The organism is uncultured Ruegeria sp. (assembly GCF_947489545.1).
Lineage (GTDB): Bacteria > Pseudomonadota > Alphaproteobacteria > Rhodobacterales > Rhodobacteraceae > Ruegeria.
In genome coordinates this window covers 46260-65889 of sequence record NZ_CANLDZ010000022.1, presented here as the reverse complement: position 1 = coordinate 65889, position 19630 = coordinate 46260, and the positions used below count along the sequence as shown (strand labels likewise).

General features: G+C 58.6%; 19 protein-coding genes. 7 read left to right on the top strand and 12 right to left on the bottom strand.

All coding sequences use genetic code 11. From position 1 onward, the window contains the following. Positions 1-9 precede the first annotated feature (9 nt). The 11 genes from Q1B13_RS22595 to Q1B13_RS22545 all read right to left on the bottom strand — a co-directional run bounded on the left by Q1B13_RS22595 (position 10) and on the right by Q1B13_RS22545 (position 11315). Positions 10-1635, bottom strand: coding sequence for a nitrite reductase (locus Q1B13_RS22595; protein ID WP_299084399.1), 1626 nt, complete (start codon positions 1633-1635; stop codon positions 10-12). Then, positions 1610-2824: a heme d1 biosynthesis radical SAM protein NirJ gene (nirJ, locus tag Q1B13_RS22590; protein ID WP_299084401.1), complete on the bottom strand. Its 1215-nt coding sequence runs from the start codon at positions 2822-2824 to the stop codon at positions 1610-1612. The genes Q1B13_RS22595 and nirJ overlap by 26 nt, the downstream gene beginning before the upstream one ends. 4 nt (positions 2825-2828) lie before the next feature. Beyond that, positions 2829-3323, bottom strand: a complete 495-nt coding sequence (locus Q1B13_RS22585) for an AsnC family transcriptional regulator (RefSeq protein ID WP_299084404.1) — start codon at positions 3321-3323, stop codon at positions 2829-2831. After that, on the bottom strand, positions 3320-3769 hold the full coding sequence (locus Q1B13_RS22580; protein ID WP_299084406.1) for an AsnC family transcriptional regulator: 450 nt from the start codon (positions 3767-3769) through the stop codon (positions 3320-3322). Before Q1B13_RS22580 ends, Q1B13_RS22585 begins: the two co-directional genes overlap by 4 nt. Next, positions 3766-4755 (bottom strand): AsnC family transcriptional regulator, encoded by a 990-nt coding sequence (locus Q1B13_RS22575; protein ID WP_299084408.1) that lies wholly within the window; start codon positions 4753-4755, stop codon positions 3766-3768. The genes Q1B13_RS22580 and Q1B13_RS22575 overlap by 4 nt, the downstream gene beginning before the upstream one ends. A 3-nt stretch (positions 4756-4758) precedes the next feature. Then, positions 4759-5904 (bottom strand): cytochrome D1 domain-containing protein, encoded by a 1146-nt coding sequence (locus Q1B13_RS22570; protein WP_299084413.1) that lies wholly within the window; start codon positions 5902-5904, stop codon positions 4759-4761. Next, positions 5901-6275 carry a cytochrome c gene (locus Q1B13_RS22565; RefSeq protein WP_299084415.1) on the bottom strand — a complete coding sequence of 125 codons (375 nt, stop codon included), beginning with the start codon at positions 6273-6275 and terminating at the stop codon, positions 5901-5903. The genes Q1B13_RS22570 and Q1B13_RS22565 overlap by 4 nt, the downstream gene beginning before the upstream one ends. Beyond that, the gene (gene cobA / locus Q1B13_RS22560; RefSeq protein WP_299084418.1) at positions 6268-7029 is read right to left on the bottom strand and encodes a uroporphyrinogen-III C-methyltransferase; all 762 of its coding nucleotides are present in this window, start codon (positions 7027-7029) and stop codon (positions 6268-6270) included. The genes Q1B13_RS22565 and cobA overlap by 8 nt, the downstream gene beginning before the upstream one ends. Positions 7030-7241: 212 nt before the next feature. After that, positions 7242-7649, bottom strand: coding sequence for a plastocyanin/azurin family copper-binding protein (locus Q1B13_RS22555; protein ID WP_299084420.1), 408 nt, complete (start codon positions 7647-7649; stop codon positions 7242-7244). A gap of 56 nt (positions 7650-7705) precedes the next feature. Beyond that, complete coding sequence (locus tag Q1B13_RS22550) at positions 7706-9496, bottom strand: NapC/NirT family cytochrome c (protein WP_299084422.1); 1791 nt, start codon at positions 9494-9496, stop codon at positions 7706-7708. 142 nt (positions 9497-9638) lie between these two features. Then, complete coding sequence (locus tag Q1B13_RS22545) at positions 9639-11315, bottom strand: cytochrome D1 domain-containing protein (RefSeq protein WP_299084423.1); 1677 nt, start codon at positions 11313-11315, stop codon at positions 9639-9641. Positions 11316-11558: 243 nt separating this feature from the next. Between Q1B13_RS22545 and Q1B13_RS22540 the strand changes: the two genes are divergently transcribed. The 7 genes from Q1B13_RS22540 (at position 11559) to Q1B13_RS22510 (ending at position 18278) form a co-directional block, all read left to right on the top strand. Continuing rightward, positions 11559-12755: an NnrS family protein gene (locus Q1B13_RS22540; RefSeq protein ID WP_299084425.1), complete on the top strand. Its 1197-nt coding sequence runs from the start codon at positions 11559-11561 to the stop codon at positions 12753-12755. A 105-nt stretch (positions 12756-12860) separates the two neighbouring features. Next, complete coding sequence (locus Q1B13_RS22535) at positions 12861-13310, top strand: cytochrome c (RefSeq protein ID WP_299084427.1); 450 nt, start codon at positions 12861-12863, stop codon at positions 13308-13310. A 15-nt stretch (positions 13311-13325) separates the two neighbouring features. Beyond that, positions 13326-14693, top strand: coding sequence for a cbb3-type cytochrome c oxidase subunit I (locus Q1B13_RS22530; protein ID WP_299084429.1), 1368 nt, complete (start codon positions 13326-13328; stop codon positions 14691-14693). Beyond that, positions 14693-15508, top strand: coding sequence for a CbbQ/NirQ/NorQ/GpvN family protein (locus Q1B13_RS22525; protein WP_299084431.1), 816 nt, complete (start codon positions 14693-14695; stop codon positions 15506-15508). Before Q1B13_RS22530 ends, Q1B13_RS22525 begins: the two co-directional genes overlap by 1 nt. 9 nt (positions 15509-15517) lie before the next feature. Further along, positions 15518-17440: a VWA domain-containing protein gene (locus Q1B13_RS22520; RefSeq protein ID WP_299084433.1), complete on the top strand. Its 1923-nt coding sequence runs from the start codon at positions 15518-15520 to the stop codon at positions 17438-17440. After that, entirely contained in the window at positions 17437-17985 is a 549-nt protein-coding gene (locus tag Q1B13_RS22515) for a cytochrome c oxidase subunit 3 (RefSeq protein ID WP_299084434.1), read from the top strand. Before Q1B13_RS22520 ends, Q1B13_RS22515 begins: the two co-directional genes overlap by 4 nt. 5 nt (positions 17986-17990) lie before the next feature. Beyond that, positions 17991-18278: a cytochrome C oxidase subunit IV family protein gene (locus Q1B13_RS22510; RefSeq protein WP_299084436.1), complete on the top strand. Its 288-nt coding sequence runs from the start codon at positions 17991-17993 to the stop codon at positions 18276-18278. A gap of 54 nt (positions 18279-18332) precedes the next feature. On the opposite strand, the gene hemA is transcribed toward Q1B13_RS22510, so the two are convergent. Next, entirely contained in the window at positions 18333-19556 is a 1224-nt protein-coding gene (gene hemA / locus Q1B13_RS22505) for a 5-aminolevulinate synthase (protein ID WP_299084438.1), read from the bottom strand. Between the last annotated feature and the right edge of the window lie 74 nt (positions 19557-19630).

Sequence of the window (19630 nt, the reverse complement as noted above, 5' to 3'; positions counted from 1 at the left end):
CATCTGCCATCAGTGGCTGGTGCCTTCCGAGAAGGTGATCTTGTTCCAGACATTATACTTTCCCGAAGGTTTGCGCATCGGCAGACGGCGGATTTCCTCAAGCGTCTGCGCATCGTAGACGATTACCGCGCCGTCATCTTCCCAGATCGAAACCAGCGCGTGGCTGCCATCCTTGGTGAATTCCACATGGGCCACAGTCTTGCCCGGCGCAGGGCGCAGCGTTTTCACGATCTCAAGGCTTTGCTTGTCGATCACATGCATCGCGTCCTTGTTGGGGCCAAAGAACACATCAGCCCAAACGTAGGGCGAATTCTCATGGCTGCGCATGAAGAACCCCGGCCCTTCTGTCTTGATCCGCTTGACGGTCTCCCATGTCTGCATGTCGATCACGGAAACGGTGTTATCGGTCAGATGCGGCGTCGCCATCACCGTTGTATCGCCATACTGCCACGTGGTTCCCGATCCCAGATGCGGCATCCCCGGCAGGTCCAGATCAGCCACCTTCTGGCCGATGACCAGATCGATGACCTGACCGCCCTTGCCATCGCGGGACGCACCCATGACGTATTCATAGCTCTGATCGAAAAAGAAATCGTCCAGATAGTCGGGCGTGCTGATCTTACGCACCGGGAATGGATCAGGGTTCTTGAATTGCCCTTCAATGCGAAAATCATGGCCCAATCCGGATTGCGGAGGATTGCCGCCATAGAAAACCTCCCAGATCTCCGGCACATCCTTAAGCGCCAAAACAAAGCTTTCACGTGGTGGAGCCTGATAGACGGCCGAAACCCGACTGGAATTACCCCGCTTGCTCTTAACATCGATAACTTTCGCCACCGATAGATCATAGGTCGACAGCAGTGTCAGAGAGTTCGGCAGATAATTCGCCACCGCCACCCACTTGCCATCACCGGACATAGCGATGTTGCGGCTGTTCAACCCCGCCCGCACGCGGCCCACCTGTTGCAACGCCCAGATGTCATACTTTTGCACCCAGCCATCGCGAGACATGATGAACACGTAACGCCCATCGGGGCTGAATTTCGGGCCGCCATGGACGGCAAAGGGGGTTTCGAACCGGTCCAGAACATCGAACGTATCGCCATCTAAAACGCTAACGTGATGATCGCCGGTTTCAACGGCCAAGGTGATGTTCATCGGGTCACTGTCCCAGACAGGGACATCAACTGAGTCATAAGCCTCATCCAGAATGCGGCTTGCGATGATCTCGGCCTCACCCCACTCAGGATTGCTTTCCAACGGTGATTTCAACCATCCGGCCAGTTCTTCAATTTGCAGCGCGTCCAACTCATACGAAAACGCGGGCATCTGGGTGGCCGGCCGCCCTTCGGCAATCACGGCCGCGACGCGGGGGCCGCGCATGCGTTTCAAAGTCTCAGGGATCAATGCAGGACCAATGCCGCCCAGACGGGTTTCGCCATGACATGAGGCGCAATGTTCGGCGTAGTCTGATGGCGCGTCTGCCCAAGCAGCCCCGACGCCGAGGATTGAGCACAACACTCCGATCTTCACCCTTTCAAAAATACTCCCGCCGGAGGCTCCGATACAACTCAACAGCTCTGCGGCTGGGCGCACAGAGCCAACAGCGTCAAAAGAACTGATGTGCCGGATCATAACGTTTCCCACGGAACGGCGTGACCTGTAGACGCTCACCTGCATCATCCACACCGATTTCATCGTTTGACAGGTAGCAGGCCGGGTCTTCGGCCCAGGGATCACCGGTCAGTTGCAAGGCCCGGATGCGGGTATTCCCGCCACAGACATCCTTGAGCTGGCAGGCTCCACATCGCCCTTTCAGCGGACGCGGGCGGGTGCGCAGCATGGCCAGCATTTGGTCGTCGCCGGTCCAGAGCTCGGAAAACGATGTCGTTTTAACGTTGCCGACCGTGTAATCCGACCAATAAGTGTCCGGGTGAACCCGGCCCAGATTATCGATATTCGCCACACCCAGACCGCTGGAGTTTCCGCCCCAACGGACCAGATGGTCGCGCACATGCACCTCTTTCTCTGCATCGAAATTCGCGCGGACCCAATTCAGGAAATAGCCTGCGTCGGCGTCATTGTTGCCGGTCACGATATCGAGCGGTCGCCCGCCCGAGGCGGCCTCCCACGCGCGTTCCAGCAACAGGTCCAGACCTTTGCGGGTACGTAGGTGTTCGGCATCCTCTCCCCGGTTCTTGTCGCCGCGCCCGGCATAGACCAGATGGGACAGGTAGAACTTATCGACGCCCTCATCATCGCAGAGCTGCAGCAGATCGGGTAAATGATGTTGCGTACCTTCGGTCAGGCAGAAGCGCAGGCCAACTTTGATGCCGCGCTTCTTGCATTCGCGCACGCCCCGCAAGGCGTCGACAAAGGCGCCCTCAACGCCCCGGAACCAATCGTTTGTGGCGCCGATCCCATCCAACGAGATGCCGACATAATTAAATCCCACATCAGCGATCCTATCGGCGGTTTCGCCGTGAATGCGGGTGCCATTGGTCGACAGTGCCAGCATTGGCACCAGATCGCGGGCCCGATTGGCGATGTCGAAGAAATCGAACCGGTCCAGAGGTTCCCCACCCGAGAGGATCAAGGCCGGGACGCGAAACTGGCCAAGATCCTCAAGGGTTTCCATGGCTTGCTCATGACTGAGCTCGCCCGGGAACGCCACATCCGCCGAGACGGTGTAGCAGTGACGACATTTCAAGTTGCAGCGCCGAGTCAGGTTCCAGATCACCACCGGCTTCACCGGGCCGGAGCGGCGCTTGCGCACCGGGGTCGGGGTGACCAGTTGGTGCATGTATTCGGTCAGGCGGAACATGGTCTCAGCCTTTCACTTGTTCTTTTGTTTTCAGACGCAGGCCGGTCTTTTTCAGGATGCGCGTGGAATAAAGGATGTCCCTGGCGCGACAGGTGACGCCCAAAATGGCGCCGATCTGGTCACGTTTCTCTTCGACCTCGGCGCGGTTGGTGCCATGTACCATGGCAAACAGGTTATAGGGCCAGTCTGGCAACGCGCGCGGGCGTTCGTAGCAATGGGTGACAAAGGGCAACGCACCGATATGCATGCCCAGTTCACTGATCTGGTCGTCATCGACATCCCAAACGGTCATTCCATTCGAAGTCATGCCCAGTTTGTAGTGATTGGGTGCGGCAGCGATGCGACGGATCACGCCACGCGCCTTAAGTTCTGCCAGACGATTGAGCAGCGCGCTCTCGGCCAACCCAAGTGTTTCGGCCACATGCGCGAAAGGCGCGGGTACAAGGGGCAACCCACCTTGCAGAGCCTCGATAATCTGTCTGTCTTTCGCGTCGATCATGCTGCTACCCTGAAGCCGATAAAGAATTCCTGAAGTTTGGGGAATTGCAGGACCTCGATCCCTGTTTCCCGTTGGATTGCTTCGGCTGTATTCCCGATACCGTTGGCGGTTTCGGTGGCCAACACGAACCACATATTCAGCCGATGTGTGCGTTCATAATTATGCGCCACCTCGGGATGCGCATTGACTTTGGTCAGGACGGTTTCGAAATCTTCTGAAGGAACCGCCATGGCACACAGGCAGAACGCGCCGCCCATCGCAGCGGCGTCAAAGAACGGGCCAAACCGGGTGATCACACGATCTTCACGCAAGCGGGTCAGACGGCTGAGCAGCTCGCTTTCAGAGATACCCAGCTCCTGTGCAATCGCGCCATACAGGTTAGATACCAGCGGCAAATCATCTTGCATGCGGTTCAGGATCGCGCGGTCGGTTCTGTCTAACGTCATGCTGCGGCCTCATCGTGTTTGATCAATGCGCCTGTCTGTTTGAAACAGCGGATTGAGAACAGCACCTTGTGCTGCGCCCCGAACATCTCTGGCAGGGCGGCGGCCCCTGCCAGCACTTGCCGCGCCTCGCTCCGCGAGCGCGCGTGGATCATGGAATACAATCGATAAGGCCAGACGTCTTCAACTGGACGTCGCTCGTAACACAGCGTGACTCCGGGATGTGCCGCCAGGGCGGGTCCTGCGACCGAGACCTGTTCGGCCGGCATGTCCCAGACCACCATTGCGTTGGCCGACCAGCCCAAAGCGCGGTGTCGTACAATCACGCCTAGGCGCGAGACGATGCCCGCCGCATGCAGCGCTTTGATCCGTACCATCACGTCATCTGCGTTCCGTTCCAATGACCGGGCCAAAGCAGCATAGGGATCGGTGACCAAAGGCAGACCGGAACTGAGCGCCTGCAACAACGAACGGTCGCCGTCCTGCATGGCAGTGCGATCCACCTTGCGCGGCCGCGGCACATCATGGGAAGTGCCTGACATGCGAAAGCCCAGATCCACATTGAATGGGCGTACCAGCCGCAGATCCAGAACATGCAGTCCGGTCCTCTCCTCAATCCGCGCCAGAGTCTCATCCACATGCGCCCGGTCCGGGCCCGTGGCGACAAACCAAAGGTTCCAGTCATCTTCGCGTTGGTAATTGTGGTTCACGCCCGGTTCAGCGTCGATAAGAGCGGCGACCTCTTCCAGCCGCTCATCCGGCGCGGCGACAGCAGCCAAAGTGCTGGCGGAAACCGCGCCCGGTGCGATCGTCGCACCCACTCGCGTGATCCGCCCTGTCGCCCGCATGCGGGCAAGACGATCAAGAACACCCGCCTCATCCAAGCCCAGGGCATCAGCCAGCGGCTGAAAGGGGCGGTCAACAACGGGAAAATCGCGCTGGAATTCATCCAGCAGGCGGCGGTCGATCGGGTCGGTAATATGATGCATAGATTACAGCCCCGTTCTGTGCGCGCGGGCAGTGAAGAATATGCCGGACGGGCTGTCCGCATCAATTTCACGCAGTTTTTCAAAGCTTTGCGTGTCATAAATCATGACCTTGTTGGCGTCCCGCACGCTGATCCAAACCTCATGACCGCGCGGTGTGAACTCCATATGCAACACAGCGGGACCGGGTTTGAATTCATGGATCACCTTCTTGCTGACGGAATCGATCACCTGGATCGTGTCGTTCAGAGGATGGGCAAAGTTGACCCAAACCTGCCGCCCATCGGGGCGAGCCATGGCAAAGACCGGCTGTCCATGAGTTTGGGTACGACCGGTTTCAACCAGCGTGTCGGCGTCGATCCAGAGGATTTCATGATGGCCCACAGCGGGCAGAACGAATTCCCGACCGGTCAGCGCCCAGCCTTCCAGATGGGGCATCTTGTAGACGGGCATTTCCTCTTGCCCGCGTCCGTAGCCGGGCAGCACGCGGATCGGTTCTTGGCGGTCCCCCCATAGGTCCAGTGCGGTCAGACCATCCTCGCCGAAGAGGCCGGTGATATAGGTGCGACCATTGGCGGTGATCAGCGCGTCATACGGGTTCTTACCCATATCGGTGATCTTGGTGATCTCGGGTTTGCCTGCGGTAAAATCGGCAATCCAAGTTTCACCAGAGTCCCACATGGTGAAGACAAAGCGGCGGCCCGGGGCGTCAACCAAGCCAATGGTTTTGCCGCCGGTCGGGATGTCAGCCACCAAGTCGAGCGTATCGGCATCGAAAACGCGGACACCGCCGGGTTCATAATTTGATACCGCGACAAGGGTGCCGTCATCCGAAATGGCGCCTCCGATGGCATTGCCGGATTGCACGACACGGTTGGCGATTTGCCGAGTTACGATATCGACCTTGGTCAGCCCGCCATCGCGCCCAAACACATATGCAAAGCGTTGATCCGGTGAATAGACCAATGAGGCATGGGACAGATCGCCCAAACCTTCAATGCGCGCCAGTGCCGCGCGGTCGGACTGATCAACCAGCAGGACCGAGCCCTTGGCACGTTCAATCACCAGCCCCAGATCTCCGGTCGCTGTGGGTTCCGCATGGGCGGCAGTCATCATCAGGATTGCGACAAGGCCAAGGACGAGATGTTTCATTGTGCCTCCGGTTCCAGAAGGTAGCGGGCGATCCACTCGGCCTCTTCCGGGCTGATCAGAGGTCGCCATGGGGGCATCGCAGTGTCCGGAATGCCGTCCAGAATCACTCCGGTCAGCACCTCGGCGTCGTAGTGATCCAGTGTTTCGGCTCGAAGATCAGGGCCAAGCCCGCCTTTCAAGGACAGGCCGTGGCATGACCCACAATCCTGGTGAACAAGTCGCTTCAGGGCGTTGGGATCCAAAGCGTCAGCGGCAAAAGCCGAGGTTGCGACAAGCACTGCAGTTGTCAGAAAGGCGCGCAGGGTCCAGCCCGAACCGCCGGCGGGCGCGGCAGAGCGCAACCCCAACTGGATATGAGCAAGGCTAGCCATGGGCCTGTTCCAAAACACGGGCGACCGGCTGTTGCGCATACAGCGAAACAACACTCCCGATGATGAACAGCGTTGGCGCCCTGAGCGCGGCCGTGCGTGCATCCGTGGCGATCCGGTCAAGGCGCGACAGCAGGCGGCATTCATCCGGGGTGGTTGCATTACTGACCGCCAGAACCGGGGTGGACCCGGACAGGTTTTCAGTCATCAGACCCATGGCAATCTGGCCGATATTGGCGACGCCCATATAGATCACAACCGTCGAGTCGGGATCAGCCAACCGCTTCCAGTCGAGATCAAGAACCTTGTCAGCCTGTCGATGCCCGGTGACAAACTGAACCGATGTTGCCAGACCACGATGTGTCAAAGGCACTCCGGTCGAGCTGGAGGCTCCCTGCGCGGCCGTAATGCCAGGGGCATATTCGACTGCGACACCGCGCGCGATCAGATACGCGGCCTCTTCCGAACCACGACCAAAAACCATCGGATCGCCGCCTTTCAGACGGGCTACATTGTGCCCAGCGCGGGCCTGTTCCAGCAAAATCTCGTTGATGCGATCCTGCGGGACGGTGTGGCATTTCGGGGCTTTCCCAACGGGGATCAGCTGCGCCGCGTCCGCATGCAGGGCAAGGATGTCGTCCGAGACCAGACGATCATAGACCACCACATCGGCCTGTTGCAGCATCCGCAGCGCGCGCAGGGTCAAAAGCTCGGGGTCACCTGGACCGGCACCGATCAGAAAAACCTTACCACTCATGTGTAAACTCGCTTGTTCTGAATGTCGTCTGAACCCGGGATGTCCGGCAGATCCCATCTGCGGATCCGATGCGAAACTGGGACGTTGCTGGGTGAACCGGGCGTGTCATGGGGCGAGCGTGGCGCAGTATCTGCGCAGCTTCCTTGACTAAAGTTAAGGAGCGCGGGATTTGCGACCGCGCCCCTTTGATCTTGCCAGTAGTTCGCCATTGGTCAGGGCTCGACCGTGATCATCCCGATCATGTTCTGTGTCTCCCAATGCGGCCCGCACAGGTAGTTCTGCGGACCGGGGGTAAGGAAGGTCATTTCCACGGATTCTTCCGGGAACAGCCGATCGCTTTCGGGTGCGCTTCCATCTTTCAACAGCACGCTGTGGCTGGTGCGTTTGTCCACGTTGACCCAGCGCACCGTGGCCCCTGCCTGCACCGTTAGGTCGGCGGGGCAAAAGTTGTACTTGTACATCAATACCAGCTCAGCCTCGTCAACCGATGACGAGGGCTGATCGAACATCTCCAAATAGCGTTCTTCAGCCTCGGCGCAGACGGCAGCTGCGTCTTCACCCGCAGCAAATGCGGGGGCTGCGAACAACAGCAGAGTAGGAAGAAGCCGGTGGGGTTTCATGGTCCATGTCTCCGTTCCGAAAATGGGTTGAGGCCGCATAGTCCGGCCTCAATCCTTTATTGCTTGATCACGTTAACAAAGGCGCTGTCGTCATCCAGCGCCAGGCTGGTATCCAGCGTCACGTGGTGGAATCGCGCGGCGGCAAAGTCATCGTGAATGGCAAAGCCAATGGTGTAGGTCTGGCCAGGTTCCAGTGGCACGTCACCGGGCGCGCCAGAGTTCAAAGGACGGGAAAACACCACGGTCCACGCACCTCCAGACAGCTCGGCCGACGCTGCAATCTCGCCTTCGTTGACCACACGCTGTTCCAACAGATAACCATTTGAGGCGCTGCCATCTGCATAGACGCGCATCAGGTCAAGGAATGTGCCATCCGTCAGGTACTGCTCGATCTGTGCTTCGGCTTGCAGCTTGTCCCAACCACCCAGCGCTTTGCCACGGCGGCCTTTGACTTCAACCTCGGTACGGCTTTCGCTGATGTATTTGGTCACCGTGTCCTGAGCCGTCATGCGACCCGCGACATCGCCATCGGCAGCAATTGCATCCGCCTCGGGCGCAAAGGGCATATAGGTGTTGTCAGCATGGCACGAGGCCCAGCAACCTACCTGGTCGCCCATCTCGATCCCGGTGCCGGTGATCATCATTGCAACCTTGATCTGGTTGTCCGGATCCATCTTGCCGCCATCGACGAACGGCACCGGGTTATGGCCCGCATCCGGCCACTGCAGACGGATATACAGATTTTCGTCGTCATGGGCTGCTTGTACTGTCGCATCGATCACACCGCGCTTGCCAGGGATCGGGGTCGGTTCCAATTCACCGCCAGCCACAATCTTGTTGCCGATCATATCCAGCTCTTTGGCGTGACAGGTGGTGCACTGGTCGCCGCCTTTGGTCAATGGGCGCGCGCCGCCGTGGAACTTACCGTTCTGCACCCATTCAAACGAGGCCTGGCCGGGGTAGAATAGTTTCAGATCCGCGCTGGCCACAGCCGTCCAGTCGATATCCGCACCGACGTCACTGCCACCACCGCTTGCGGGTGCTGCGGCCCCTTCACCAGTAGCATTGGCGCGTTCTTCGGCCACTGCCGCGTCAACGGCAGCTGCGATCTGAGCCTGCACAGCCTCTTGTTGTGCTTGTTTCGCGGCTTTTTCGGCCTCGGCCGCGGCAACCTCTTTGGCTTCGATCCTCTCGAGGCTGGCCAGATACTCGGCAGGGATTTCGCGAATGAAGGCGGGGTTCGGGGCCTCAAGTTGTTCCAGATATTCTTCATCGGCCCGTTCACGGGCATCCGAATGTGCAATCCCCTTGTGACAGTCGATACAGGTCTGACCGACCTGCATGGCATTCAGATGCTGCTGTCGGGCGCGGGGCTTCTGAAACTCGGGCATCATAGATTCAAAATCATGGCAGTTGCGGCATTCGCGCGAGTCGGTGGCTTTCATCCGCTCCCATTCGTTCATCGCCAGATGCACGCGCTTGGCTTCGAATTTTTCGCGGGTGTTGATGGTGCCAACCATCTTTCCATAAAGCTCTTTCGAGGCCTTGATCTTGCGGATCATCTTATGGGTCCAGTCCTTGGGCACGTGGCAGTCGGAGCAGACCGCGCCCACACCAGACCGGTTCACGTCATGGATCGTGCCTGTGTATTCCTCGTAGACGAAATCGCGCATCTCGTGGCACGAGACACAGAATTCCTTGGTGTTGGTGGCTTCCATGGCAGTGTTGAACCCGCCCCAGAAGATGATGCCAGCGGCAAAGGCCACTGCGACCCCGGCCACGGGCATTCCCCAGAGGAAATACCGTCGCCAGATCGGTTTTTTCTTTTCCGGTTCGGGCTGGGTCATGTCCGGGCTCCGTTATGGCTGTTTTGGCCGCTGTGAACGGCAAGCTGATGAATTAGGCTGTTGGTTCGCCGGGACAGGACCCGGAAATCAAAGAAAGGGCGGGCGATGGGCCCGCCCTTTCCGGTGTTAGGTTTCGAACCCGTCAGGTGACGTGATTCGACCGGTTGTAGACATTGAACTTGCCGGTCGGGGCATAGAGCCCGTCGATGCGGCCTATCTCTTCCAATGTCTTGGCGTCGAAGATCACGATCTGACCGTTGGGTTCTTTCGAATCCGACAGGTTCCACTTGGAGACCCAGACCTCGGTGCCATCCGCGTTGAATTCGAAGTGAACAGCAGCGCTGCCTTCGTCTTCGGTGATCTGGATGGTTTTCACGATCTCGCCAGTCTCTTTCGAGATGACCTGCACCGATTGCTGAATTTCGGGCTCGGGGTGCTTGGTCTGGTCCGCCCAGATGTAATCCGAGTTCGGGTGAGTCCGGACAAACAGGCCGGGTCCGTCGGTTTCGACCTCGTAGCAAACCTTCCACGCATCGTCGGGACGGTTTTCGGGGTCATTACCCCAGACTGTCACGGTGCCAACGCCCAGATGGGTCGTGCCTGCAACCGGACCGCAATTGGGATCTATCCAGTTCGCCCCCGGACCGGGGTGCGGCAGCGCGGCCGTGTCGATCATCGCCTCCAGCTTGTGGGTTTCGGTATCGACAACCACCATCTTGTTCGATGCGTTTGCGGCGATCTGGAAATAGCGGCCAGTCGGATCGAAGAACCCGTCATGCAGGAATTTGGCACTGTCGATCTTGTCGATGCGCAGGTTGTCCAGATCGGTGTAATCGACCTGCCACAACTGCCCCAGCTCCTTCACTGCGACGATCCAAGTGGGTTCGTTCGGCGTAGTGTAGATCGCTGCCACACGGGCCTCTTCCACATAATCCCCGTCCACGTTCACGCCACGGGTCGATACGACCTTGACCGGCTCCATTGTCTGGGCGTCAACGATAGCGAAATGCGGTGGCCAGTAACCCCCACCGATGACGTATTTTCCATCGCCGGAAACAGCAACATCACGTGCGTCGTAGGCAATCTTGACCTCGGAAACCAACATGTTTTCCGGCGTCTGCCAGAGATCGATCTTGGTCATCTTGCCGTCGCGGCCCATCGTGTACCAAAAGCGGCCGGGATGCTCGGGCTCTGTGATCGAGTGATGCTCGGACGCTTTGAGAACGTGCACGGCATATCCGGTCGGGATGTGCGTCAGCACCTCTTTGGTGTCACCGTCGATCACGGCCACCTTGCCCACGTCCCGTTCGATAACAACAAAGAAGTTTTCCCAGTTGCGGCCATGCAGCGGCTCCGTCGGATAGTCGGCTTCTTCGACATAGACCTTCCGGGTTGCCTTCATCTGCTCAAGCGACATCTCTGGTGGCTTGGGGGCGTCCATCATAATGTATGTCGCCATGTCCTTGATTTCCTGCTCGGACATGATGTCCGAGAAGTTGTTCATGCCGCCCTCGGTTCCCCAGGCAATGATCTTTTCAAGGCGTTCCTGCCCCAACTGAAGCGTCCCGCCTTCGGTCACGGTGCCGTCGGCTGCGGTCTTTTTCCAATGGGGTTCCAGGTTTTTACCTGTGGCGCCTTTGCGCAAAACACCATGACAGCCTGCGCATTGTTCAAAGTAAAGCTGCTTGGACGAGTCAAACGCTTCGTCGCTTAATGCTGGCTCTTCGGCTGAGGCTGGCGCAGCGACGCTGCCCAGCAACATTGCCAAACCGACCCCGAAGGCGCGGCCCGTTTTATTGTAGCTGATTCCAAGTGACATGATCACTCTCCATTTGCGTGGTGAGGCATGCCAGAACGTGCGGCAGGCGCGGCGTCCGCTCCTTGACCAAAGTCAACGAGAGGGGCGGAATCCCGCGAAGAAACCCTCTCAATTGTGCAAAAAAGACTGCAAAAAACCTGTGTTTTAAACACATATTTTCACCCTTTTGATTTTGGTTAAGTCAGGGGCAAAACCGCACTGCTAGGTCTGGACCACACAGATTCCGGACCAAGGACAGCAGCCATGCCAGCGGCAATCACACGTATTTTTGCAGAGAGCTTTCGCATTTTTTTCCTGTTCGCCGGGCTCTACGGTTTGTTTGCTGGCGGCGCTTGGGGTTTGTGGTTGGTAATGCAGACCGGCGCTGTGCCCCTCGAGGCGGCGCCATATGCGATGACCCCACCGATTTGGCACGCCCATGAGATGATTTTTGGATATGCCGCCGCTGCGTTGGGCGGGTTCTTTTTAACCGCCGTCCCAAACTGGACCGGCAGCCCTGAGGCACGCGCAGGTTTTATCACTTTGGCCGCTACGCTTTGGCTCGCAGGGCGGCTTGCGATGTGGTTTTCGACGTCTTTATCGCCGGGTGTGGTGGCTGTGATCGATCTGGCATTTGTGCCGGTTCTTGCTGCCAAGACCGCCAGCCAACTGATCCGCCGGCCAAAACCGCAGAACATGGTATTTCTGGCTCTGCTTACATTCATATGGCTCGCCAATCTGATGACCCACCTGGAATGGGTCGGTGCAACAGATGAGACGTTGCAGACCGGCTTGCGCGCCGGTCTGCTGACGCTTTGCGCCATGATCGCAATACTGGGTGGTCGGATCACACCGGCGTTTACCCGCAACGCGATGAAGCGGGCCGGTGAACCCGAGGCGGCCTGGCCGGTATCTGCCGCGCGTTTGGACAAGCCGGCACTGGGGCTGGCCTTGGCCCTACCGCTGAGCGCCTTGCCAGTTGGCGCAACCGGTCTTACCGGCGTTCTGGCTGTGACGCTGGGAACGGTTCACGCGGCGCGAATGGCACGTTGGCGGGCGGGTTGGGCCCTGCGCCAGCCGATTCTGATTGCTCTGCATCTGGGTCTTGGCATGCTGGCACTGGGTCTGGTGCTGTGGGGGCTGGCAGTATTGGGCTATGGCAATGAAGTTGCCGCATTACACGTTCTTGGCATTGGTTGCGTTGGCGGCATGACCCTGGCCATGATGAGCCGCGCCGCGCTGGGTCATACGGGTCGAGCTTTGGTCGCGCCGCCGTCGATGGCCGCAGCTTATGGGTTGATGGCTGCTGCGGCTTTACTCAGGTGGTTTGGATCAGGGTTAGATGCCGGTTACTTGACCGCAATGCTGGTGGCGGATGGGCTCTGGATTGCGGCCATCGCGCTGTACCTCATTGCCATGTGGCCCGCACTTACCGGATCGCGCTTGGCCTCACAGCCCTGACAGGACGATTGGTTTCCTGCGGCCCGTCTTGACTTTCGTTAAGGCAGTCGCGTCACCCCGTCTTCATTGTGCTTCTACTAGCTAATCGGCGCAAAGGAGAGCGCGATGCGAGAAGTCATGACAAAGAGCATGGCTCGCAATATTTTCTATGGCGGGTCACTGTTCTTCATTCTTATCTTTGTGGCCCTGTCGGCCCATTCCCATCTGTACATCGTCAATTCCGAGAACGCGGCGAAACTGGATGACAGCGTCGTCCGGGGCAAACATATCTGGGAAAAACACGCCTGCATCAACTGCCATACGATTCTGGGTGAAGGGGCTTACTTTGCCCCCGAAGTCGGCAACGTGATGACACGTTGGGGCGTTCTGGACGACCCGGAATCGGCCTTTGAAGCCCTCAAAGGCTGGATGGAAGCGCAACCGACCGAAATTCCCGGTCGCCGACAGATGCCGCAATTCAACCTCAGCGACGAAGAAATCCGCGATCTGACCAACTTCCTGATCTGGACAGACAATATCGACGCTCAGGGCTGGCCCCCGAATGAAGCGGGCTGAGAAGGGAACGGAGAAATGAAATACGAATCCCAAAAAATCGCCTATGCCTACTTTGCCGTAGCGATGGGCCTTTTCGTGATCCAGGTGCTGGGCGGCCTGCTGGCAGGTTGGATCTATGTATCCCCCAATTTCCTGAGCGAGCTGCTGCCGTTCAACATCGTGCGGATGCTGCACACCAACGCGCTGATCGTCTGGTTGATCCTGGGCTTCTTTGGCGCGGCCTACTTCCTGATCCCGGAAGAAGCCGAGCGTGAGATACACTCGACCAAGCTGGCCTATCTGCAGCTGCTGATCCTTGTAGTCGGCACGCTGGGCGTGGTGCTGACCTATACGTTCAACCTGTTCGAAGGGAACTGGTTGCTGGGCAAAGAGGGGCGCGAGTTCCTTGAGCAACCCAAATGGGTCAAGGCCGGTATCGTCGTGGCGGCGCTGATCTTCCTTTACAACGTGTCGATGACCGTTCTGAAGGGCAAGAAGACCGCGATCACCAACATCCTGTTGCTGGGTCTCTGGGGTCTGGCGCTGCTGTTCCTGTTTGCCTTCTACAATCCGGGCAACCTGTCCTTGGACAAGCAATACTGGTGGTATGTTGTTCACCTGTGGGTCGAAGGTGTTTGGGAACTGATCATGGCCTCGATCCTGGCCTACCTGATGCTGAAGCTGACGGGTGTTGACCGCGAGATCGTCGAGAAATGGCTTTATGTCATTGTCGCCGCCGCGCTGTTCTCAGGCATCCTTGGCACCGGCCACCACTACTATTGGATCGGGACGCCCGGTTACTGGCAGTGGATCGGATCGATCTTCTCAAGCCTCGAAGTGATCCCGTTTTTTGCGATGATGGCCTTTGCCTTTGTCATGGTCTGGAAAGGCCGCCGGGACCACCCCAACAAGGCTGCGCTGCTGTGGTCGCTGGGCTGTGCCACGCTGGCTTTCTTCGGTGCCGGTGTCTGGGGATTCCTGCACACGCTGCACGGGGTTAATTACTATACCCATGGCACACAGATCACCGCGGCCCACGGTCACCTGGCCTTCTACGGTGCCTATGTCTGCCTCAACCTGGCGATCTTCAGCTATGCAATGCCGATCCTGAAAAACCGGGATCCGTATAATCAGGTGCTGAACATGGGATCCTTCTGGCTGATGACCAGCGGCATGGTCTTTATGACGTTCGTGCTGACCTTTGGTGGAACCGTTCAAACGCATATGCAGCGGGTGATCGGTGATTACTTCATGGACGTGCAGGATCAGATCGCGATCTTTTACTGGATGCGCTTTGGATCTGGGCTGGTCGTGGTCCTTGGCGCGCTGTTGTTCATGTACGCCATCTGGGTGCCCCGGAAAGAGATCATCGAACCTGGTGCCGCTGAAACCCCTGCGGAGTGATGGATATGGATGGCTCCTTACAAATGGAACCGGGGGCGGTTGACGCCCCCTTCTACCTCGCCCAAGGCGGCGAATGTGACTTGTTCACCGCCGCTTACAACAACGACCTGCCAGTCCTGCTGAAAGGTCCGACGGGCTGCGGGAAGACCCGCTTTGTCGCGCATATGGCCGCCCGTCTCGGCCGCCCGCTTTACACCGTGGCCTGCCACGATGACCTTGCTGCCGCCGACCTGATCGGGCGTTATCTGCTGAAAGGCGGGGAAACCGTCTGGGTCGATGGTCCGCTGACCCGCGCGGTGCGCGAGGGAGCTATTTGCTATCTGGACGAAGTGGTCGAGGCCCGCAAGGACGTGACTGTCGTGTTGCACCCGCTGACCGACGACCGGCGCATCCTGCCAATTGATCGCACCGGCGAAGAACTTGAGGCCGCGCCCGGCTTTATGTTGGTGGCCTCGTATAACCCGGGATACCAGAATATCCTGAAAACCCTGAAACCCTCGACCCGGCAGCGATTCATCTCGCTGGAGTTCGACTTCCCATCGCCCGAGATGGAGGCTGAAGTCGTCGCGCAGGAAAGCGGGTTACCGCTGGAGCGCTGCAAACCGCTGGTGCGCCTTGCAGGCAAGTTGCGTGGGCTCAAGGGTCAGGATCTAGAGGAAGGTGTTTCCACCCGCCTAGTTGTCTATGCCGCGACACTGATCGCTCAAGGCATGTCAACAGACCGCGCCATCCTTGCCGCTATGATCGAGCCTCTGACCGATGACGAGGATGTCAAACGCGGGCTCCTCGATCTTGTCACGGCTGTCTTTGGGTGAGGCCAACTGATGGTTAAGATCGATTTTGAGCCATGGGAACCCGAAGAAACAATCGGGAAACTGTGGCACACCCTTGCCAGCCGCCTTGATGCACCCCAGGTGCACGATGGAGCCGCGGTCGACCTTTCCGAGGTCGCGGGGCGGCTGGCCGTCCTCTTCCGAGGATTGGGGGGTAGCCCGGGCGTTGAATTGCGCCCGGTCTCGCCCGAGGTCTCGCACCACCGCCTAAGCTGGCGACGCAGGTTGGGGACCGAAGTGGAATTGATGCCGCGCGCCTCGTTTGATGGCGAAGTGTTGCGATTGCCAGATCGGCTGGCCGTATTTCCAGCACGCGAAGCCAATGGCGCACTGTATGTCTGGCTTGCCGCTGTCGCTGCCCACGCCGGAACCCGAATTGATGAAAAAGACCCCCTGCGCGCCGATCTCAGCGCTCTAACAGCTGCGCAAGCGACGGTCTCGGCCACGCTGGACGATGCCCCCGGCCTGCGCCCGCTTTACACACAGCTTTGCAAAGGCGTGCTGCACCAGCGCGATATCCCGAACCTGCCACCTGCAGAAGCAGCGGTCGAAGACCTGATCCGCCACATGCTGGGAGATCCTCAGCCCATGCCTGCGAAAGGCGAGCAGCTGTTGATGCTGGACAACGAACTAACCGCGCCGCGCGGGTACCAGAATTTCCGCCCGGTGCCTTTGTGGCCCGACCTGCGTGCCGTTGGGTTTTCCGAACACACCGAAGTTGAAAACCCCGATACCGAAGGCCCGCCTGAAGAAACTGGCGAAAAAACCCACCGCGCCCGCCGCCGCAAATCCGATCAAGCCTCGCGCAGTGACAGTTTCATTCTGCACAAGTTCGAAGCAATCCTCAGCTGGGCCGAGTTCCTCAATATCAACCGACGCATTGATGACGACGATCCCGACAATGCCAAAAAGGCGGCTGACGATCAGGAAGAGATCGGACTTGGGCAAATCTCCAAAGCGCCGCCCACCAAGCTGAAACTGCATCTGGATCTCGCGCCCGAGGATGTGAACCGCGAGCGTTTGTCGGGCCGAATTCTCTATCCCGAATGGGACGTACGCACCGGGCGGTATCTGCCTGATCACGTCAACGTTCTGCTGTCGGATGCCGATATCCGCGAGGATGCCGCCGAATTCGGCAAAGACCCCGCCACCGCCCGCCGCATCCGCGCCGTCAAACGCCAGTTCGAAGCTCTTCGCCCAGGCCGTGTGATGACGCGCGGCCATCTGGATGGAGATCAACTGGATGTCGAGGCCGCCGTGCGCAGTGCCGTGGACCGAAAAGCCAGCGGAGAAGGAAACGAGCGCATTTGGATGCAATCCCGCCCAGAGGACCGCGATCTGGCGGTATCGATCTTGCTGGATGTCAGCCGGTCCACTGAAAGCGCTGTCACAGGTCGCGCGGTGATCGACATCGAACGCGAAGCACTGGCGGCCCTGGCATGGGGTCTGAACGCCTGCGGCGATGATTTTGCCATCCATGCCTTCAGTTCGCTGAAACGCCAGCGTGTCTATGTCCAGCGCTGCAAGCGTTTTGATGAAGCGATGGGCACAGCGGTTGAGCAACGCATCGCGTCACTGCGGCCGGGCCACTACACCCGCCTTGGTGCAGCGATTCGCCATTGTTCGTCTGATCTGGCAGACCAGTCCCGCAAGCGTCGTTTGCTGCTGGTGATCACCGATGGCAAGCCCAACGATCTGGACCACTATGAGGGTCGTCACGGCATCGAAGACACGCGGCAGGCGGTCCGCGAGGCCCGTCGGGTTGGCCAATCGGTCTTTGGCGTCACCATCGACAAAACCGGAAAAAGCTGGTTCCCACGCATGTTTGGGCAAGGGGGGTTTGCTGTCATCCCGGACCCACAACGCCTGACCATGGCCCTGCCGCAGATCTACCGCCAACTGGTCGGTGCATGAGCGACGCATCCCTCATCGACGAGTTACCGGGCGAGTTACTGATGTGGATACTCATTGTCTCGGAATTGCTTGTGTTTGGCGCGGGACTGGTCGCTTTCATGAGCGTCCGCCTGACCGACCCGGTTGGCTTTGCCGAGGCGCAGTCTCATCTGTATCGCACCGGTGCGGCGCTGAACACGGCGGTTCTGGTCACATCCGGATACCTGGCGGCAAAAGCGTTGCATTGGCGCCGTGCCGCCCAGCGCGTCGCGGCACGAATAGCCCTGATTGGCGCGTCCGCACTGGGGGTCGTTTTCCTGTTCATCAAGAGCACGGAATACGCAGGCAAAGCAGCGCAGGGCATCACCTTCGAGACCCACCCGTTCTTCATGTTCTACTATCTGCTGACGGGGTTTCACGCCGCCCATGTGCTGGCAGGTGCTACTATCCTGTTGCTGGTCGCCTGGCGGGACGATCTGCGCAATATTGAGGCGGGCGCGCAATTCTGGCACATGGTTGATCTGGCCTGGATCATGTTGTTTCCCGTGATCTACCTGTTGGGATAAGAGCGGTGCCCAAAGCTTCATCTTTTCGCAAATACTCCCGCCGGAGGCACCCTAACCCTCTCTCATGCGCATGGCTCACTCTGTTGACGCTGAGTTCTGTCACAGCGCTACTGACGAAGCTGCCCGGCATGCCAGAGATTGCTGCAGCGGGTATACTGTTGCTTGCCTTGATCAAAACACGCGTAATTCTCGCCCGCTACCTCGACCTTGCCCAAAGTCCGGCCTGGTTGCGCGGGTTCACATTGGTTCTGACGGCTTTCGCGGTCGTGATCTTTGTTCTCTATTTGATTTGAGTGCGGAAAAGCCGCCCGACCGGGCGGCAATTCTCCAAACAAGTGACGCTTTGACTATTGTGCCGCCATCGGCATCCTTGCGATCTGACACCGCTGCCACAGAACCGACAATGCGCCGACCAGATGGGCGATATCTTCGTCCGTATGAACCGGAGATGGCGTGATCCGCAGACGCTCGGTGCCCTTGGGAACGGTTGGGTAGTTGATCGGCTGGATGTAAATACCGAATTCCTCCAACAGTGTGTCCGAGATGAATTTGCATTTGACCGGATCACCAACCATCACCGGGATGATGTGGCTTGGATTGTGCAGGTATGGAATACCTTCAGCATCTAACCGGGCTCGAACCTGTGCCACGCGGACCTTTTGCAAATCACGTTCACAATTTGACCGTTTCAGATGCCGGATCGAAGCCGCTGCGCCTGCCGCAATAGACGGTGGCAAAGCCGTTGTGAAGATAAACCCGCTGGCAAAGCTGCGCACAAAATCACACAGCGCCGCCGATGCCGCGATATAGCCGCCAACAACGCCAAATGCTTTGCCCAGCGTGCCTTCGATCACTGTCAGGCGATGCATCAGACCTTCGCGTTCGGCAATGCCACCACCGCGCGGGCCGTAAAGCCCAACGGCGTGGACCTCATCCAGATATGTCATGGCGCCGTATTTGTCGGCCAGATCACAGATCTCTTTGATGGGGGCGATATCGCCATCCATGGAATAGACCGATTCAAAGGCAATCATCTTAGGGGCGTCACGATCTGCGGCAGCCAGCTTGGCCTCAAGATCTGCCAAATCGTTATGCCCCCAAATCACCTTCTGCGCGCGCGAATGGCGAATGCCTTCGATCATCGACGCGTGGTTCAATGCATCCGAGAACACGATCAAGCCTGGGATTTTAGCAGCGAGCGTTCCCAGGGCAGCCCAGTTCGACACATAGCCCGAGGTAAACAACAGCGCGGCTTCTTTGTCGTGCAGATCAGCAAGCTCTGCCTCCAACAGGACGTGATCATGCGTTGTTCCGGAAATGTTACGCGTGCCGCCTGCGCCCGCGCCACAACGATCCAACGCGTCATGCATAGCGCCAACTACCGCAGGATGTTGTCCCATGCCCAGATAGTCGTTTGAACACCAGATCCGCACGTCGCGCTGGGTGGTGCCATCAGTCTGCCGCGCGTTTGGGAAAGACCCGCAGCGCCGTTGCAAGTCGATGAAAACGCGGTAGTTTCCTTCGTCCCTCAGGTCATCGAGGCTGCTGCTAAAAAATCGCTCGTAGTCCATCTCGCTTGCTCCCGGGAATACTGGCTTTGGCCGAGCGTAGGCGCGCGGCGCCCCCGGTGACATGACAATTGTCA

What these genes read in the sequence shown, in the direction of transcription:
- Q1B13_RS22595 (WP_299084399.1), bottom strand. Translation starts at nt 1,635, where the DNA reads ATGATCCGGCACATCAGTTCTTTTGACGCTGTTGGCTCTGTGCGCCCA.
- nirJ (WP_299084401.1), bottom strand. Translation starts at nt 2,824, where the DNA reads ATGTTCCGCCTGACCGAATACATGCACCAACTGGTCACCCCGACCCCG.
- Q1B13_RS22585 (WP_299084404.1), bottom strand. Translation starts at nt 3,323, where the DNA reads ATGATCGACGCGAAAGACAGACAGATTATCGAGGCTCTGCAAGGTGGG.
- Q1B13_RS22580 (WP_299084406.1), bottom strand. Translation starts at nt 3,769, where the DNA reads ATGACGTTAGACAGAACCGACCGCGCGATCCTGAACCGCATGCAAGAT.
- Q1B13_RS22575 (WP_299084408.1), bottom strand. Translation starts at nt 4,755, where the DNA reads ATGCATCATATTACCGACCCGATCGACCGCCGCCTGCTGGATGAATTC.
- Q1B13_RS22570 (WP_299084413.1), bottom strand. Translation starts at nt 5,904, where the DNA reads ATGAAACATCTCGTCCTTGGCCTTGTCGCAATCCTGATGATGACTGCC.
- Q1B13_RS22565 (WP_299084415.1), bottom strand. Translation starts at nt 6,275, where the DNA reads ATGGCTAGCCTTGCTCATATCCAGTTGGGGTTGCGCTCTGCCGCGCCC.
- cobA (WP_299084418.1), bottom strand. Translation starts at nt 7,029, where the DNA reads ATGAGTGGTAAGGTTTTTCTGATCGGTGCCGGTCCAGGTGACCCCGAG.
- Q1B13_RS22555 (WP_299084420.1), bottom strand. Translation starts at nt 7,649, where the DNA reads ATGAAACCCCACCGGCTTCTTCCTACTCTGCTGTTGTTCGCAGCCCCC.
- Q1B13_RS22550 (WP_299084422.1), bottom strand. Translation starts at nt 9,496, where the DNA reads ATGACCCAGCCCGAACCGGAAAAGAAAAAACCGATCTGGCGACGGTAT.
- Q1B13_RS22545 (WP_299084423.1), bottom strand. Translation starts at nt 11,315, where the DNA reads ATGTCACTTGGAATCAGCTACAATAAAACGGGCCGCGCCTTCGGGGTC.
- Q1B13_RS22540 (WP_299084425.1), top strand. Translation starts at nt 11,559, where the DNA reads ATGCCAGCGGCAATCACACGTATTTTTGCAGAGAGCTTTCGCATTTTT.
- Q1B13_RS22535 (WP_299084427.1), top strand. Translation starts at nt 12,861, where the DNA reads ATGCGAGAAGTCATGACAAAGAGCATGGCTCGCAATATTTTCTATGGC.
- Q1B13_RS22530 (WP_299084429.1), top strand. Translation starts at nt 13,326, where the DNA reads ATGAAATACGAATCCCAAAAAATCGCCTATGCCTACTTTGCCGTAGCG.
- Q1B13_RS22525 (WP_299084431.1), top strand. Translation starts at nt 14,693, where the DNA reads ATGGATATGGATGGCTCCTTACAAATGGAACCGGGGGCGGTTGACGCC.
- Q1B13_RS22520 (WP_299084433.1), top strand. Translation starts at nt 15,518, where the DNA reads ATGGTTAAGATCGATTTTGAGCCATGGGAACCCGAAGAAACAATCGGG.
- Q1B13_RS22515 (WP_299084434.1), top strand. Translation starts at nt 17,437, where the DNA reads ATGAGCGACGCATCCCTCATCGACGAGTTACCGGGCGAGTTACTGATG.
- hemA (WP_299084438.1), bottom strand. Translation starts at nt 19,556, where the DNA reads ATGGACTACGAGCGATTTTTTAGCAGCAGCCTCGATGACCTGAGGGAC.